Annotated in this window: 14 protein-coding genes; 8 read left to right on the forward strand and 6 right to left on the reverse strand. The window is 43.3% G+C overall.

Annotated elements, in window-relative coordinates; genetic code table 11:
* Positions 1-70: 70 nt before the first annotated feature.
* On the forward strand, positions 71-1,114 hold the full coding sequence (gene ilvC, locus HMPREF0663_RS01155) for a ketol-acid reductoisomerase (protein WP_004368209.1): 1,044 nt from the start codon (positions 71-73) through the stop codon (positions 1,112-1,114).
* A 77-nt stretch (positions 1,115-1,191) separates the two neighbouring features.
* Here ilvC and HMPREF0663_RS01160 read toward each other — a convergent pair whose 3' ends face one another.
* From HMPREF0663_RS01160 to HMPREF0663_RS01175, 4 genes are all read right to left on the reverse strand, one after another.
* Positions 1,192-3,099, reverse strand: coding sequence for a RecQ family ATP-dependent DNA helicase (locus HMPREF0663_RS01160; protein ID WP_004368210.1), 1,908 nt, complete (start codon positions 3,097-3,099; stop codon positions 1,192-1,194).
* A gap of 10 nt (positions 3,100-3,109) precedes the next feature.
* Complete coding sequence (gene recJ / locus HMPREF0663_RS01165; protein WP_004368211.1) at positions 3,110-4,843, reverse strand: single-stranded-DNA-specific exonuclease RecJ; 1,734 nt, start codon at positions 4,841-4,843, stop codon at positions 3,110-3,112.
* 516 nt (positions 4,844-5,359) lie between these two features.
* Positions 5,360-6,562 carry a C1 family peptidase gene (locus HMPREF0663_RS01170; protein ID WP_004368212.1) on the reverse strand — a complete coding sequence of 401 codons (1,203 nt, stop codon included), beginning with the start codon at positions 6,560-6,562 and terminating at the stop codon, positions 5,360-5,362.
* A gap of 35 nt (positions 6,563-6,597) precedes the next feature.
* The gene (locus tag HMPREF0663_RS01175) at positions 6,598-7,995 is read right to left on the reverse strand and encodes an aminopeptidase P family protein (RefSeq protein ID WP_004368213.1); all 1,398 of its coding nucleotides are present in this window, start codon (positions 7,993-7,995) and stop codon (positions 6,598-6,600) included.
* An 89-nt stretch (positions 7,996-8,084) separates the two neighbouring features.
* Here HMPREF0663_RS01175 and HMPREF0663_RS01180 point away from each other — a divergent pair, with 89 nt between their 5' ends.
* A complete protein-coding gene (locus HMPREF0663_RS01180; RefSeq protein ID WP_004368214.1) occupies positions 8,085-8,930 on the forward strand; it encodes a patatin-like phospholipase family protein in 846 nt (281 codons plus the stop codon).
* A 106-nt stretch (positions 8,931-9,036) separates the two neighbouring features.
* Here HMPREF0663_RS01180 and HMPREF0663_RS01185 read toward each other — a convergent pair whose 3' ends face one another.
* Together HMPREF0663_RS01185 and trmD are read right to left on the reverse strand one after the other, a co-directional pair.
* The gene (locus HMPREF0663_RS01185; protein ID WP_004368215.1) at positions 9,037-9,675 is read right to left on the reverse strand and encodes a DUF805 domain-containing protein; all 639 of its coding nucleotides are present in this window, start codon (positions 9,673-9,675) and stop codon (positions 9,037-9,039) included.
* 58 nt (positions 9,676-9,733) lie between these two features.
* On the reverse strand, positions 9,734-10,414 hold the full coding sequence (trmD, locus tag HMPREF0663_RS01190; protein WP_004368216.1) for a tRNA (guanosine(37)-N1)-methyltransferase TrmD: 681 nt from the start codon (positions 10,412-10,414) through the stop codon (positions 9,734-9,736).
* Positions 10,415-10,873: 459 nt separating this feature from the next.
* Here trmD and HMPREF0663_RS01195 point away from each other — a divergent pair, with 459 nt between their 5' ends.
* The 6 genes from HMPREF0663_RS01195 (at position 10,874) to HMPREF0663_RS12380 (ending at position 15,694) form a co-directional block, all read left to right on the forward strand.
* Positions 10,874-11,854 (forward strand): hypothetical protein, encoded by a 981-nt coding sequence (locus HMPREF0663_RS01195; protein ID WP_016665574.1) that lies wholly within the window; start codon positions 10,874-10,876, stop codon positions 11,852-11,854.
* Positions 11,838-12,599: a hypothetical protein gene (locus HMPREF0663_RS01200; protein WP_004368219.1), complete on the forward strand. Its 762-nt coding sequence runs from the start codon at positions 11,838-11,840 to the stop codon at positions 12,597-12,599. The genes HMPREF0663_RS01195 and HMPREF0663_RS01200 overlap by 17 nt, the downstream gene beginning before the upstream one ends.
* 239 nt (positions 12,600-12,838) lie before the next feature.
* Positions 12,839-13,579 carry a nucleoside-specific channel-forming Tsx family protein gene (locus tag HMPREF0663_RS01205; RefSeq protein WP_004368220.1) on the forward strand — a complete coding sequence of 247 codons (741 nt, stop codon included), beginning with the start codon at positions 12,839-12,841 and terminating at the stop codon, positions 13,577-13,579.
* A 298-nt stretch (positions 13,580-13,877) separates the two neighbouring features.
* Positions 13,878-14,813 carry a DUF488 domain-containing protein gene (locus tag HMPREF0663_RS01210; RefSeq protein ID WP_244859923.1) on the forward strand — a complete coding sequence of 312 codons (936 nt, stop codon included), beginning with the start codon at positions 13,878-13,880 and terminating at the stop codon, positions 14,811-14,813.
* 2 nt (positions 14,814-14,815) lie between these two features.
* Entirely contained in the window at positions 14,816-15,466 is a 651-nt protein-coding gene (locus tag HMPREF0663_RS01215; RefSeq protein ID WP_234955632.1) for a DUF8758 domain-containing protein, read from the forward strand.
* Positions 15,467-15,469: 3 nt separating this feature from the next.
* Complete coding sequence (locus tag HMPREF0663_RS12380) at positions 15,470-15,694, forward strand: DUF8757 domain-containing protein (protein ID WP_508601775.1); 225 nt, start codon at positions 15,470-15,472, stop codon at positions 15,692-15,694.
* The last annotated feature ends 579 nt before the right edge of the window (positions 15,695-16,273 follow it).

Consider the following 16,273-nt stretch of genomic DNA (forward strand, 5'->3'; position numbering starts at 1 on the left):
TTATCTTGTTGATAGAATGGCTTGAAAATGATAACCGCGGCAAACTGTTTGTCGCATAAAAATAAATGATATGGCAGAATTAAATTTCGGTGGCGTAATAGAAACAGTAGTCACAAGTAAAGAATTTTCGTTGGAAAAGGCTCGTGAAGTTCTGAAACACGAGACGATTGCAGTAATCGGATATGGTATACAAGGGCCGGGACAGGCGTGTAACTTGCGCGATAACGGCTTCAATGTAATTGTAGGACAGCGCGAGGGCAAAACCTATGACAAGGCTATAGCCGACGGCTGGGTGCCGGGAAAGACTCTTTTTTCTATAGAAGAAGCTGCAGAGAAAGGGACAATTGTCTGCATGTTGCTTTCCGATGCGGGGCAGATAGCCGTGTGGCCCAAGATAAAGAAGCATCTTACAGCAGGCAAATCTCTTTATTACTCCCATGGTTTTGCCATCAATTGGAACGATCGTACGGGCGTTGTTCCGCCGAATGATATTGATGTTATAATGGTTGCACCGAAAGGTTCGGGCACTTCTTTACGCACAATGTTTAAAGAAGGACGTGGTCTGAATTGCTCTTATGCCGTTTATCAGGATGCCAGCGGCAAGGCAGAAGAAAAGACTATCGCATTTGGTATAGGCATCGGTGCCGGTTATTTATTCAAGACAACTTTCCAAAGAGAGGCTACATCTGACTTAACCGGTGAGCGTGGCTCTCTTATGGGGGCTATCGAAGGCTTGTTCGAGGCTCAATATGACGTGTTGCGTGAGCATGGACACTCTCCGTCGGAGGCATTTAACGAAACTGTAGAGGAACTTACGCAGAGTTTGATGCCGTTGTTTGGCGAGAAAGGAATGGATTGGATGTATGCTAACTGCTCTACCACAGCCCAACGGGGGGCACTTGATTGGGCACCACGCTTCCGCGATGCCATAAAACCAGTGATGGAATGGCTCTATCTTTCTGTAAAGACAGGGAATGAAGCGCAGGTTTCCATCGATTCTAATTCGAAGGTCGACTACCGCGAAGGATTGAATAAAGAGCTTGAGGCTATGCGTAATAAGGAGATGTGGCGTGCCGGAGAAACCGTTCGCAAACTTCGTCCGGAGAATAATTAAATAGCCTTTAAGATAATCGCAAACGGAATGTATCGGTAAAAAACGGTGCATTCCGTTTCTTTTTTATGCATGATATTTTAGTTTTCCATTAAGAGAAAACTGCCTTCCATTGTTATTTCTTCTTCGCTAATGAGTTCTGCCAATGCGCCGTGCAGTTGGCGTTCGGGGATGTTAAGTTGATGCAGTTCTGTGATATGATGTTTCTTTCCATCGTGAAGGAATGCCGTGATAATGGCTTTTGCAGGTTCTATTCGGTCTTCTGACAGTTGGTTCGTGTAGTGCTCGAGGCACACATCGCATAGCATACAATCTCTGGATTTCTCTTCTCCGAAGTATCGTATGAGTTGCCGGCTGCGGCATACATCATCGTTTTCTGCATAATGTATCATCGATTGAATGCGCAACACATATTGTTCTTTCCGCATTTCGTACACCTCTTTCGGTATGATAATTCTGTTCATCTCCTCGCGCCGTTGAGTATAGGTGATATAAGGAGTCTTGCGTTGTGGTATGAAATGGAGTATTCGGCGTTGGCTTAATCCTTTTAATAGCAGGTAAACTTGCTGTTGATTAAGCCCTGTTTGTTGCGCAATAAGTCCTTCGTCTATATATACATAGTCGGTGAAGAGCCCGCCGTAGTTTCTTAGAAGTGCGGTAATCACGAGTTCTTCGTGGGCTGTTGTACTCTCCAATTTGTATAATTCGTCTCTGTTAAGCATGAACATCAGCCTTGCACTCGCGTCCGGATCTGTTTCGTAATCTAAATAGCCTGCGCGTTCGAGTATTTTAAGTGCAGAGTCTGTCTGAATTGGAAAGTGCTTGTAAGTTCGACAGAACTTATCTATATCGAAGCTAAATATATGGCCTGATCCGCTTCCCAAGCCTACCTGATAAAAATAGGCAAGGTGTTCGTAAATCTGCTTTATAAATTCTTTCTCCGGAAAAGTATCGGTTATACGCTTATGGAGCTTCCTTTGGTCGCTGTTGTTATATAGTAAAACGGCGTAAGACCTATTGCCATCTCGGCCTGCACGGCCTGCTTCTTGGAAATAGGCCTCCAAAGAATCGGGGCAATCGAAGTGCACTACGAGTCTTACTTCGGGCTTGTCGATGCCCATTCCGAAAGCATTAGTGGCAACAATCACACGTATTCGATCTTGTTGCCAGTCTTTTTGTCGCTCATCTTTTTGTGAATATTCCAGACCGGCATGATAGAACGTGGACGGAATTTGGTGCTTGTTAAGCATTTCGGAAATCTCTTTAGAGCGTTTACGGCTTCTGACGTAAACGATAGCACTGCCTTGTACCGAACTTAATATGTGTATGAGCTCGCCGTATTTGTCGGTTGTATTTCTTACAACGTATGCGAGGTTTTTGCGTTCGAAGCTCATCCGAAACACGTTCCTATGCTCGAAATTCAATTTATCCTGAATGTCTTCGACCACTTGAGGGGTTGCTGTTGCCGTAAGTGCAAGTATCGGAACATGGGGAAGGAGCCTTCTTATATCGGCTACATGCAGATAGGAAGGGCGGAAATCGTATCCCCATTGACTGATGCAGTGGGCCTCGTCTACGGTTATGAAGCTCACCTTCATGCGCCGTAGCTTATTTTGGAACAAATCGGAACCTATCCTTTCCGGAGATACATAGAGCAATTTGATACCCCCGAATATACAGTTTTCGAGTGCTACAACGATCTCTTTACGCGACATACCCGCATGGATGGCAGTGGCGCTGATACCTTTATCGCGCAGATGTTGCACCTGATCTTTCATCAAGGCAATCAAGGGAGTAATCACAATGCACACGCCTTCTTTGGCAAGAGCAGGTACTTGGAAGGTGATAGACTTACCTCCACCAGTGGGCATAAGCCCGAGTGTGTCGTGTCCGGAGCCTATACTTTCAATGATTTCACGCTGAATACCTCGGAAATCACGATACCCCCAATATTGTTGCAATATCGACAAGTAGCAATCTTGCGCCATCTTTCCTCCTTTATTCCGCGTCTTCGTCTTCGGTAGGGCGTATGTCTTCTATCTGAAGTTGTACGGCATTGCGCTTAAAGATGTTATTCTCGATGGTATAGGCAATATCGAAACTGCGTTTAGATTTAATGTATCGTGCCGATGCACTTTGCCCGAAAGCAATGCCATTGACAACATTACTCGATTTAGAATCTACGAGTTCCAGTTTTATATGTTCTTGTATTCTCCCTACCACCTTGCTCGTACCATAGTCGTAAACGTCGGTCGTGCAGAATATGGGTTTGGTATTGCACGGTCCGAACGGCGAAAATTTCTTTAATTCATTATGCAGTCGTTTGGTTATATCCTTAAAATCGATCTGCGCATCGATATTTAGATTTGCTTCAATCTGTTCGGGTTGGATGTGTTCTTCTACGTACCTTTGGAACCGTTTTCTAAATTCGGGAACGTCGTTCCATCGCAGCGTGAGGCCCGTTGCATAGGTATGTCCTCCGAAGTTGATCAATATATCTCTGCAGCTCTTAATGGCTGCATACAAATCAAAGCCCGTTACGCTGCGCGCAGAACCCGTGGCAAAGTCGCCGTCACGTGTGAGTACCACTGTCGGACGGAAGTATATTTCGGTCAATCTTGATGCTACAATGCCGATAACTCCCTTTTTCCAGTTCTCATCATATAGCACAATAGACGAGTGATGCTTCTGACTTTCGAGCTTGGCCACTATCTGATTTGCCTCTTCTGTCATCTGCTTGTCTATATCCTTGCGTTGTTCGTTGTATTCATTAATATGCTTTGCTTGTGTCAGTGCACTCGAGAAATCTTTCTCTACCAACAGGTCAACGCTTTCTTTCCCATTCTCCATGCGGCCGGAAGCATTGATACGCGGCCCGATTTTGAAGACGATATCGCTCATGGATATATCGCGTCCGTTGAGTCCGCATATATCAATGATGGCTTTCAGGCCTATGCTTGGGTTCTGATTGAGTTGTTTCAGTCCGTGAAAAGCCAGTATGCGGTTCTCGTCTGTTACCGGAACAATATCGGCAGCAATACTTACTGCACAGAAATCGAGTAGGGGAATGAGCCTTGAAAACGGTATTCCGTTATTCTTCGCAAATGCCTGCATCAGCTTGAAACCTACCCCGCAACCGCAGAGATGCTTAAAAGGATAGCTGTCGTCGGGGCGTTTCGGGTTTAATATTGCCACGGCACAGGGCATCACTTCATCGGGAACATGATGATCGCAGATAATGAAATCTATGCCAAGGCTTTTGGCATAAGCAATTTCTTCGATTGCCTTAATGCCGCAATCGAGAATAACAATTAATTTTACTCCTGTATCCTTCGCATAATCTATTCCCTTTTTGCTCACTCCATACCCCTCATCATAGCGGTCCGGAATGTAGTAATCGACGTTCGAATAGAACTGTTGAAGGAACTTATACACTAATGCTACGGCCGTACAACCGTCAACATCGTAGTCTCCATACACCAGTATACGCTCCTTACGCCCCATGGCATCATTCAATCTGTCTACGGCAATATCCATATCTTTCATTAGAAATGGATTGATAAGGTCTGCCAGTTGTGGACGGAAGAAACGCTTGGCAGCCGATTCGGTAGTGATACCTCGCCGAATTAAAAGCAATGCCAATATCTGATTGATGTTCAGTTTTTCGCCAAGTTCTTTAGCTGCCTGTTCTTCTTGTGGTGTAGGTGGTTCGTAATTCCATTTGAAATGCATTTATATAGTTTTTATTTTCTTATTATTATGAAACCGCAATAAAGGGCGGAAATACGGAACGAATATCGTACATAAAATGTTCCGCGTGTAAAGTTACAAATAAAAAACAACAAATCTATTCTATTTGTTGTAATTTTTTAAATTGCTCTTTTAACGCAAAAAGATATAGCTTTTAATTGTCATAGAGGTATGTTCTAACAATGATAAAGGGTATCTTTTTCGTATATACTTGGTAGTATTTTTGTTATGAGGACATTAAACTTTTTGCTGTCAGAGGCTGGTTTTCATAGATTTTCCTATCGCTTCGTGAATGATAAAGACATGGGCGGGTGAAGTTTTTCTCGATAAAAAGCGTAGTTGTGCGTATCGTATTGTGGTTTCGAGAGAACCGTTTAAATGCATAAGGAGCAAAAAGTATTGATGTAATGACTATCGTATAACCGCAAAAACTCGTCTTTCCGACTTGCCATTCAATACTTTTTGCTCCTTATTTTCTTTCTCTTGAAAATGAGAATTTTAGATACCTATCTTCTTGCGAATGTCTTTCGGAACGGCATTCTTATTGACGATAAAGTCCATAGTCTTATAGGCGATGAATGCTTTTGTCATATACCAAATGCCTTTATAGTCGCCTGTTTCGCCCCAAGAGTTCTTTACCATGTAATATTCTCTGCCGTTCTGATCCTTGGCGATGCCATAGATTTGCATGCCATGATCGTCGGTTGTCTCCCAATTGTCGTATGCCTCTTGTCGCATCTTTTGCGTAGGAACGATTTCAGGAACACTGATTCCCAGCGAATCTAATTTGCTTTTCTTCGATACTTTCGACATTTTAAGCCAACGATCGGCATCGGTTCCTGTAAGATCGCGTGCCTTTTTCAGGTCGTATGCTATACCGAGACCACTTCTTGTGAACCCTTCTTCAGAGACATCTCCGCCCCATGCGACGGTATAACCGTTCATAATAGCGTTATCAATGATCTTACAAAGATCATCAATAGGTACATTCCAGCTTAACGGCCAGCGCCAATTGTCCTGCACTTCTACGGCAAATGCTGTCCAAAACGGATGGTGTGTGTAGCTTGTGAAGCTCACATAATCCTTCATATCGAGCCCTAAACTCGCAGCAAACGATTTCGGTGTGTAAGTTTTACCTTCGTAGGTAAAGCTTTCGGGGCACTTCCCGAGATACGCGTCAAGTATGCCTTGGAGGCCAGTCTTCCATGCCGGAGTGAGTTTGGTCTGCTTTCCTTTGGCAATAGCCTCGACGTATGGCGTCAGCACAGCGAAGAATTCGTTGAAGTTGGCAAGCGAATCACCGTATAAAGTTCCCGGGAGTGGCATTGCTGTTTCGGGCACCATGCCATAATGTTCCCAACAATAAATGGGATCGTATGCACTGCCTCCCTGTGCAAAACTTACGTCACCGTGCATACGGATGGCCATCGTGGCACGATCCATATAAGTTTTATTGGCAACAAACATTTCGGATAAGTCGTAAGTCTTGCCGCTCTTCTTGAGTATTTCACTCTCTAAGAAGCTCAGTGTAGAGTATGCCCAACACGTTCCGCTGCGGTTCTGATCCTTGATACTTGTTATAGGATTTTGCTTTACTACCGTGAATATCGGTTTATTGTCTTTCTTTTCTTCTTTCTTGTCTTGTGCGCCTACGCTCGCTGCAAACACTGCAAGAAGCGCGAAAATTACGATTTTTCTCATAAAATCAAATATGTTATTCTTTGTTTAAATCATTATTAATTCTTACTCATAAACTCTTCTATCTCTGCCGGATGGTATGGAATGCGGTCTTTGCCTATAAACCTACAGCCGTCTTTTGTAATGAGCAAGTCGTCTTCAATACGTATGCCGCCGAAATCTTTATAGGTTTCAAGAAGGTCGAAATTAATAAATTCCTTGCAATGTCCACTCGCTTTCCAGTCGTCTATGAGTGCGGGAATGAAGTAAATCCCCGGCTCATCCGTCACTACGAAGCCTTCTTGCAGGCGTCGTCCTAACCGCAGAGCGTTGGTGCCGAACTGATCTGACGGCTGTATTTCCTCATCGTAACCCACATAACGTTGGTCAAGGGCCTCCATATCGTGTACATCCATGCCCATCATATGACCGAGTCCGTGGGGCAAGAACATAGCATGCGCACCCGCTTTCACGGCCTCTTCCGTGTCACCTTTCATCAGTCCGAGTTCTTTAAGCCTATCTGTCATCAGCCTACAAACGGACATGTGTACGTCGTACCACTTAATTCCGGGCTTGGCAATTTGCAATGCGTGGTCATGACAAGCCTCTACTATGCTGTATATCTCAAGTTGTCGTTGTGAGAATTTGCCGTTTACAGGATAGGTTCTTGTATTGTCTGAGCAATAATTATTGATGGTTTCAGCGCCTGCATCGCACAAAGCAAGGCGACCGGATTGCAAAACAGCCATCGTAGGATTGCCATGCATGATCTCTCCATGTTGCGAAAAGATGGTCGGGAAGCTAACCATAGCGCCGTAAGAATTAGCTATGCCGTCGATTTGCCCGCCGATGAATTTCTCCGTAACGCCCGGCTTAGTGAGCCGCATAGCCGTGGTATGCATCTTGTGACCGATTACTGCGGCACGTTCCAGTTCTTCTATTTCCTGCTGTTCCTTGCATGAACGCATCTTGATAACCGCCATAATCAGTTCCATAGAGGCCGACTCTTTCTGCTGAACGGGATGGATACCCAACAAATCCAGTATTTGTAACTTGATGTCATAGCGATAGGGAGGCAGAAAATGTATCTTCCGATGCTGGCGTAGTGCCTCGTTGCAGATGGTCTTCAGTGTTTTCATCGGTTCCGAATGGGCCACACCGACCTGCTCTGCAAGGTCTTTTACGCTGTCGACCGAGCCATACCACACGATATCTTCTATATCAATATCGTTACCGACAAGCGTTTCAGTATCGTTATCCACATCGATAACGCCCACAAGACCGTCTCTGTTTTGCCCGAAATAATATAGGAATGAGGAGTCTTGACGGAAAGGATAATAACCGTTGTTTGGGAAATTGCAAGGCGATTCGTTATTTCCAAACAATATGATAAGGCCGTTTTTCACGAGCTTCTTCAGCTCCGAACGGCGACGGATATAGGTTTCTTTGTCAAACATAGCCGTATATATTTATTTAAATTATTATTCGCAAAGTTAATAAAATTACTTGGAAATGTGTAACTTTGTCGTGAATTTAAACAGTTTTTATGCTAATTGACAGGAATACGGGATTGGTATTAGAGGGCGGAGGCATGCGTGGCGTGTTCACAAGTGGCGTGCTCGACGGCTTTATGAAGCACGATTTGTATTTTCCATACGTGGTGGCTGTGTCGGCCGGAGCCTGCAACGGCATGTCGTACATCAGCCGTCAACCGCGCAGGGCACGGCTGTCTAACATCGATTTCTTGGCCCGTTACGACTATATAGGTCTGCGTCATTTGGTTACACAAGGGTGTATATTCGACCAGAAACTGTTATATGACAAGTTCCCAAACGAGTTTATTCCTTTCGATTTCGATACTTTCTTCCGCTATTCCGATAACTTCGAAATGGTAACGACCAATTGTCTTACTGGCCGTACCATGTACCTTACAGAGAGCGAAAACAAGCAAAGAGCGCTCGATATTGTACGGGCTTCGAGCAGTCTGCCCTATGTAAGCAAGACCGTTTTTGTAGATGGAATACCCATGCTCGATGGGGGTATTGTGGATTCTATACCCGTGTTGCGGGCACAGGAACGTGGGTATAAGAAGAATGTACTTGTGCTTACGCGCAACAAAGGGTATCGGAGTATGGATAAAGACCGCAAGATACCTTATTTTATTTATAAGAATTACCCTCGTTTGCGGGTGGCTTTAAGCCGACGCATTGCCGCTTATAACGAACAACTCGAACTGGTCGATCGCCTTGAAGAGCGCGGAGAAATCGTTTGTATACGTCCGCAACGGCCGATGGAGGTAGGACGTATCGAGAAAGATACTGCGAAACTTGAGCGGCTTTACGAGGAAGGATTTGCATTAGGAGAGGCCTTTTGCAAGCAATTAGGTAAGTAATATCGCGTATAAAACAGTAAGACTGACGACACACATTATTTATATAGGTGTGCCTCCAGTCTTGTTTTTATAGTTTTTGCAGTAGCTTTACTGCAAACAGAAAGGCCTAAATCTCTTGATCGTTAGTCGGTTCTTCTGCGTTATCTTTCACTTCTTCGGCCGGTTCGTTTGCCGGTTCTTCTACTTCTGCAGCCGTTGTTTCGGGCGCAGTTGCAACCTCTTCTTCTTCTTTTGCCAATACATATTTGGGCGATTCGCCATATTTATTGGGCTCAGGTTTGCTGTCTAAGCAGCAGAAAATGAGTATTGCGACGAACGTAACAAGGTTTACAAGCCCGATAAGTATCAATCCGGGATCGGTAAATACCTTCATTGCGGCTTGCGGATTGGCATTAACGGAAGCCAAAGTGTCTGTAAGACCGCTGAAATACATATAGAGTGTGGAGGCAAAAGTGGCTGCCCAGCTTACGATTACCCACCATTTACTCTTGCCGGTATCTTGAAGTCGGCGCACTGTAACGCCATAAACGTAGAACCAACATGCAGCAGTAATGAGAGAGGCCAGTACATCCGGCAGAAACGCAGAAAGCGCCTTGCTGATTAAGAAGACGCAGATGAGGAACGAAAGCATGGTCCACCAGTACTCTGAACGGCGCGAACGTCCGTTGAAATCGGTCAGTCTACTTGCAACAAGTTGGTTTGCTTCGGTAAATCCTAATTGGGGTTTTGCGATTAATTTTTCCATAATATATAAATTAATTAGTAAATGTTTTACTCATGTTTCGTCGATTTTCGGCTCTTGTTCATTTCTTTTTCAGCAGATCGGGGCGCAGCCTTTTGGTACGTTCATAGCTCTGTTCCATCTCCCAATCCTTTATCTTGGCCTCGTTTCCGCTAAGCAGAATGTCGGGAACCCGCCAACCTTTATAGTCTGCAGGGCGTGTGTAGATGGGCGCAGACAGCATGTTGTCTTGGAAAGAATCGCTAAGTGCGCTCTGTTCATCGCTGATAACGCCCGGCAAAAGGCGCACTATAGCATCGGCCATTGCTGCGGCTGCCAGCTCTCCACCCGTAAGAACGAAGTCTCCGATAGATATTTCACGTGTGATAAGATGGTCTCTTATGCGTTGGTCTATGCCTTTGTAATGCCCGCAAAGGAAGATCAGATTGCCTTTCATCGACAGTTCGTTGGCCATACTTTGGTCGAATTGCTCCCCATCGGGTGTGGTAAAAATCACTTCATCGTAATCTCTTTCGGCTTTAAGTGCCGCAATGCAGCGGTCTATAGGTTCGCACTGCATCACCATTCCGGCAAATCCACCGTAGGGATAATCGTCTACTCGTCGCCATTTATCGAGCGTATAATCGCGCAAGTTGTGCAGACAAATCTCTGCAAGTCCTTTCTTTTGAGCGCGTGCGAGGATAGATTCGTTGACGAACCCTGCAAGCATATCAGGCAAAACCGTAATAATATCTATTCTCATTTGGTTACAAAAATACAAAATAAAGGTTGATGTTTGTCGATTAAATATTTAAAGAATGTGAAATACTATGAAATGCTATTAGGAACAGGTTGTGTCTATCATTCTGCAAAAAAGTATATTTCATGTTATCAATGCTTGAGCCTGTCTTGAATATAAGGTATAAAGTTGGGACATAGTTAGGTAATATGTGTTGTGTGCAATGATGATGCACTTCGTGTGAAAAGTATGTGCACAAATTGTGCAAGCAACATGTACATGTTGTGCAGGTTACATGCACCACTGACAAGAATAGGGAATGAAAGAGAGAAATGTGTGGAGATAAATCGTTTTATGGTAGAATTATCTGTCTTATTGTTATAAAATTTTGTCGACATTATGCATTGAAATGCTTGTTGGTTTGTGGATAAAACATTATTTTTGTACACAGATACCATTATTAAATAAATAAGTGCAAGCTTTGTGAAAACATATATAAGGTTGATTTTAGGTCTGTTCATGGTGCTGATAGTGGCTGGTTGTCAGGGATGCAGGGGCGGTGCACAGCAGGAACGAGGGGCAGGTGCGAATAAAGACTCTATCGTACAACAGCTGGATGTAGATGATATGGCGGCTGACAGTATGGTGCAAATCAGGCGTATGATGCCTTTGGTTGAGGCTCAAAAAAAGAAACTGCTTGCCCAAGTTGTGCTTGCCGATACGCTTGCAGACAGTTCTAAACTCGTTTCCATACGCATTGTTGCGCCGCAGAAGTATTTGTGCATATTCGATGTTTATTTTAAAGAGTATGTAGAAAACTACATCCTTATCTGCGATTCTGTGGCGCATTTGACCGATGGAATGTACGTAGGCTATAACCGAATGGGAAAAGTAAGTTATGAAGAGGGCCAAGAATACATGATCGCAAAATGCACTTTCTTACCGAAGAACGAATTTTCGATACGTGCAGAATATCGTCTCAGTCAGGGAAATTGCAACAAGCCGGAGGCTTACGAGTATATGATGTGGTGCACGATGCGCTATCATGTGAACGATACAGGTAAGATACGTTTACTTCAAATGCAGAAAGGAACGCAGGGAAAGGCAGATCAATACAGGCGTTTCGATGCGTTTTGGATGCAACGGATAGAGGAAGTAAAGCGCGTACCTATATCCGATGAGGCACTTTTCGATAAATGGTATGCCGCTACCAAAGAGTCTGATGGCTATGTATCTGAAATGTTTAGCGATGATGTAGCCAGACTCTATCTACGTAATCCGCGTGCTTTTTTGCAGTGGGCTTACCTACATCCGCATGCTGAAACTATGTTTTCTTTCTTGGCTTTTAGTAATTATATTGACCCGAAAACACGGGTTGAAGCCGATATTAATCGTATTAAAGACGCCAAGGTGCAGAGTGCGCTGCAGAAAATTATATTACCTTATTATGAAAGAATGGGTTAGTTGGGCTGTATTGTCTGCCTTATTGTTGTTCGTTTCATGCCGACCGAAAGAGACGTCTATCACGCGTGCTGATGTTGCAGGGGTGTGGCAAGCAGCTGACGGTACCACTCTGTTGCTCGATTTTTCGGAACTTTACGTCCTTACTCAAATGGATAAGTATGGTACTATCGGGGGAACATGGGATGTAAATACTGATAGCACCGGTGAGAAAAGGGTAGTGTGCAGGGCTTTTCGGGCACATGTATCGCAGGCATATGTGCGTCGTTTCCACGTTATAATGAAAAATAACACGCCTTACCGGTTGCGTTATGCGGGCAAAGAGTTCGAGAAGTGCTTTGCAATAGATATACATAGGATAAGTGAAGCGCGTTTATATCAGTTTTATTTATTCGATGCCGGATTCGCAATGATGCGATACGATACGGCTCATGATGTTGATGAGGAGCCCGAAATGTGTGTAGTATTGACGATATTGAACCGTAACGGTGCAGTTTTAGAGAATGTTAAACTGAACGCGATTGATGAGACGCCGCGTTTGGACAGTATTCGTGGAACGAATGTGTATATTTCTTATCCCGATAATAACGAAGAATTTGTGTGGGGACTTTGGGATTATTCGCGTAACTTAAAGTTGCATTATGTGCTCTCAACGCGTATTCGAGGTGTAACATTTATTCGTGAAATCGATAAAAATGGCAACTTGCAAACTAAACGAATTGTAAACGAAATAGAAATGCCATTATAATAAAGCGTTATTATTTAATAGATGTAAGGAAGACAGATGGTATATCTGTTGAGCATAGATGGCCTATCTGTGGCAGACAGGGATATGAAATGCTGTCAGTAAAGTGTATAATCCAGAATGGCGAGCAGTGCGTGCGTTCTTAATAAAGTTGGTGATTTGTGGTAGAACATGGCCCGTAAATCTTAACAATTTCGTACCTTTGCACTTGTAATAACCAATTACTACAAGTTTAATTTTTTATGAAAACAAAACTCATTCTTACTTTTCTTACGGCCGTGAGCATGTCGGTAAGTGCACAAAACATTCAGTTGCATTACGATTTAGGCCATTCCTTGAACAGCGATCTTACCAACAGACCGTCGGTAACAACCACATTCGAGATGTTTAAACCCGACAAATGGGGCAATACTTATACCTTTACAGACATTGATTATCAACGAGACGGCGTGGCAGGAGCTTATTGGGAGATTGCCAGAGAGTTCAATTTATCGCGGAATAAGCAATGGGCAGCGCACATAGAATATAATGGCGGGCTCTCTTCTGATGAGGACAATTGGAACGCAACGCGCTTTCAGCATGCCGTACTTGCCGGAGGTGCGTGGAATTGGCATAGCGCCGACTTCTCGAAAACCTTCTCCGTGCAGGCGATGTACAAATATTATTTCAAGAACAGGCACTACAACGCACGCCCCTTTAGCGGCTTTCAGCTCACCGAGGTGTGGGGTGTAACGTTCGCAAACAAGCTGTGTACCTTCAGCGGGTTTTGCGATTTGTGGTACGATCCTAACGTTAATGGTAAGCTGATCGTTATCAGCGAGCCGCAATTTTGGTTCAACTTAAACGTGTTGAAGGGCATGCAAGGGGTAAATCTCAGCCTTGGTTCCGAGGTTGAACTGTCTAACAACTTCGTTTGGAACAACCGTGGAGAGCACAATCGCTTCTATGCTATCCCCACTGTTGCGGCTAAGTGGACGTTCTAAACAGCCGTTCTATTACGGAGAGTTAAAGGAGGTGGCGCAATAAAAGGCCATCTCCTTATCGTAAAAAGACCGTCTCCTTATCGTAAAGAGACCGTCTCCTTACCGTAAAAAGGCCACCTCGGATTGTAATTTATCTCTTCCACCGCACGGCTCAATAGACAACAATGTAAACTTAAGCCAATATAATGACGGTAAAATTGCTATGGTTTGCATAGCCCCTGCTATAAAATGCCATTATAGATATATATTCTATAAAAAATACCGACATCGTTGGCTTTATTAAGAATAATTTGTAACTTTGCCCAAGAATATGCAAGTTATGTATTATAGAAGGAAAGTTATTTTGGCATTGCTTGAAACACTCGGTAAGGATGTTTCTGCAAAGAGTATGCAGAAATATCTATTCCTTTTTACGCGAAGGCAGGTTGGCGAGAAAGCCTTTGATTTTGTTCCCTATAAATACGGTTGTTTCTCTTTTCAGGCCAATCAGGATTTAGTGGCTTTATCCAAGCAGGGATATTTGGATATAGAGAAAATAGAAAGGAAAGACAGCCTGTATCATCCTTTACATGAAACTCATTTTATCAGGGATTTGGATTTGTTTGATGCTCAGGCTATTTGTAAAGTTTGTAAATTATACAGCAATATGACTCAAAATGAGTTGATAGCCTATACATATCGAACAAACCCATTTACGGCAATCAACAGTACAATAGCCCAACACTTGCTGACACAGAAAGAAATGGAAAAAGTCAGGGAGTGTAGGGAACGGTACAAACGCAGTTCGTCAGTATTGATGACCATTGGCTATGAAGGATTTACCCTTGAAAAATACTTGAAGCAACTCATATGCAATGATATTAGGGTTTTATGCGATGTCAGGAAGAATGCGTTCAGCATGAAATATGGTTTTTCCAAGGCAATCCTACAAAAAGCCTGTGAAGGCGTGGGAATCAAATACATACATATACCTGCGTTAGGCATAGAGTCTGAAAATAGGAAAGCACTAAATACTCAAGAGGACTACGACCGTCTGTTTGAAGCATATGAGCAAACCTCACTAAAACAGAATTGGGATGCATTATTATATGTGCGTTCTGTTTTAGACAAGGAAAAAAGAGTCTGTCTCACCTGTTTTGAGAAAGATCCAAGACAATGTCATCGTACACGAGTGGCAAAGGCCTTGATGGGATTGTCGAATGCAGCCTATGATTTCCAAGAGATTTTACTATGATTATGCGGATATTGGTATCTGTAATGACTTATCCTTCTTTATCGGAAAAACATCTCGAAACGGTATGTACGGCAGGGTTTCGTGAAGATGGCTCATGGATAAGAATATTTCCTATTCCCTACAGGGTGATTTATGCGGATAATGATGCGCCTCGTTATCACAAATGGCAGTGGATAGAGGTAGATGTGGAGAAAAGGATTCAAGACAGCAGACCGGAAAGTTACCATATCTATAATATTGATACTCTTAAAACCGACACGAATATCCTTGGCAAAAAAGGCAAAGGGATAGATTGGAACTTAAGGCTTCAATGGGTTCTGAAAAACAAGACCATATTCACGAATATGAGTGAACTTCTTGACTTGACGGCACAGAACAAAATCTCTTTAGCCGTATTGAAACCTACACGCGTGAACCGTGTGGTATGTTGCGATTTGAGAAAGAAAGACGAAGGCAAGAGTATGGAAAAGTATGCTGACAAATTGTCAAAACTCAAAGCAAAATGCCAAGCAGAAATGCTTCAAATGAACATCTTTGAAGATAAACAGGATATAAAGGATTCTTTTCAATTTGCAGAGAAGATACCTTATAAATTCAGTTACGAATTTGTTACGGAAGATGGAATAAAGCGTACCCTTATGATTGAGGATTAGGAAATTGGAGCTTTATATAGGAACTGCATTCGGCAAGATAAAAGTGAAGAAAGTGCTGTTCGGAAGGTTATCGAGAAATATGAAAATATGGCGAAAAGAGATATTTATCTATTTTTAGGTACTTCATACGAGTGGCATAAAAGGAAAGCTCCCGACCCTTATTTAATTATTGGAGTCTTTGCACCTCCTAAAAACAGACAATTGGATTTAGGCCTATTCCCTGTTTAAAAAAAGTTAGTAACTGTTTGCACTAAAATTAAGGCCAACAATTATTGAACTAAAACTCTCAGGTGCACCGCAAGGCGGCATGTTTTTGATAGATATTCACCCTTTTATACCTTTTTGCATAAAAATGCTTGTAATTCGGTAACAAAGTGTTATCTTTGCAACCAGAATTACAAGCGTTCTTTGTTAATGCAGAAACTTGCGACTAAAAGCAATTCGCTCGTTTCCAAATCGTTACCTATTTAGTTTATGCAACGATTTAACTGCTTTGTTTCCAATTAGATACATTTTAAGAATTATCTCCTTACAGTAAGGAGGCTATCTCCAGCTCGTCAACCTCCGTGGTTCACGATGTCAACCTCCGTGGTTCATCGTGTCAACCTCCGTGGTTCACAGTGTCAACCTCCGTGGTTCACGATGTCAACCTCCGTGGTTCATCTTGTCAACCTCCGTGGTTCATGATGTCAACCTCCGTGGTTCATCTTGTCAACCTCCGTGGTTCACAGTGTCAACCTCCGTGGTTCACAGTGTCAACCTCCGTGGTTCATGGTGTCAACCTCCGTGGTTCTTGCCGTAAAGAAG

It is taken from the genome of Hoylesella oralis ATCC 33269, assembly GCF_000185145.2.
GTDB lineage: Bacteria > Bacteroidota > Bacteroidia > Bacteroidales > Bacteroidaceae > Prevotella > Prevotella phocaeensis.

Bases quoted from the DNA above. Each gene is read 5' to 3' on its own strand.
- ilvC (WP_004368209.1), top strand. From the start codon at position 71: ATGGCAGAATTAAATTTCGGTGGCGTAATAGAAACAGTAGTCACAAGT.
- HMPREF0663_RS01160 (WP_004368210.1), bottom strand. From the start codon at position 3,099: ATGGCGCAAGATTGCTACTTGTCGATATTGCAACAATATTGGGGGTAT.
- recJ (WP_004368211.1), bottom strand. From the start codon at position 4,843: ATGCATTTCAAATGGAATTACGAACCACCTACACCACAAGAAGAACAG.
- HMPREF0663_RS01170 (WP_004368212.1), bottom strand. From the start codon at position 6,562: ATGAGAAAAATCGTAATTTTCGCGCTTCTTGCAGTGTTTGCAGCGAGC.
- HMPREF0663_RS01175 (WP_004368213.1), bottom strand. From the start codon at position 7,995: ATGTTTGACAAAGAAACCTATATCCGTCGCCGTTCGGAGCTGAAGAAG.
- HMPREF0663_RS01180 (WP_004368214.1), top strand. From the start codon at position 8,085: ATGCTAATTGACAGGAATACGGGATTGGTATTAGAGGGCGGAGGCATG.
- HMPREF0663_RS01185 (WP_004368215.1), bottom strand. From the start codon at position 9,675: ATGGAAAAATTAATCGCAAAACCCCAATTAGGATTTACCGAAGCAAAC.
- trmD (WP_004368216.1), bottom strand. From the start codon at position 10,414: ATGAGAATAGATATTATTACGGTTTTGCCTGATATGCTTGCAGGGTTC.
- HMPREF0663_RS01200 (WP_004368219.1), top strand. From the start codon at position 11,838: ATGAAAGAATGGGTTAGTTGGGCTGTATTGTCTGCCTTATTGTTGTTC.
- HMPREF0663_RS01205 (WP_004368220.1), top strand. From the start codon at position 12,839: ATGAAAACAAAACTCATTCTTACTTTTCTTACGGCCGTGAGCATGTCG.
- HMPREF0663_RS01215 (WP_234955632.1), top strand. From the start codon at position 14,816: ATGCGGATATTGGTATCTGTAATGACTTATCCTTCTTTATCGGAAAAA.